Genomic DNA, 244 nt, shown 5'->3' with positions numbered 1-244 from the left:
AATGCATAGTCCACGGGAATGCACCCGCCCAGGCCGAAGCCGGCCATGAAGCGGAAGATGCAGAACCACACGATGTCCGGCGAGAACGCACCCAGAACTGTGAAGATGCTGAAGATCAGGAGGGTGGCGGTGAAGGCTTTCTTCCGCCCGATGGTGTCGGCAATGGTGCCCCAGGCAAACGCACCCACGGCCATGCCGATCAGGTTGGCGGTGCCGATCCACGCAGCGTCGGCCGGCTGCAAGG

1 protein-coding gene is annotated in these 244 nt (G+C 63.1%); it reads right to left on the bottom strand.

The genetic code is table 11. From position 1 onward, the window contains the following. Positions 1-244 (bottom strand): MFS transporter (locus ACR9ZK_RS23065; protein WP_481344246.1); only part of this gene is annotated, 244 nt, incomplete at both ends.

This window comes from Monashia sp. HAY1-5C, assembly GCF_056755255.1.
The sequence above is the reverse complement of the archived record's forward strand: the minus strand, read 5'-3'. Positions and strand labels throughout refer to the sequence as shown.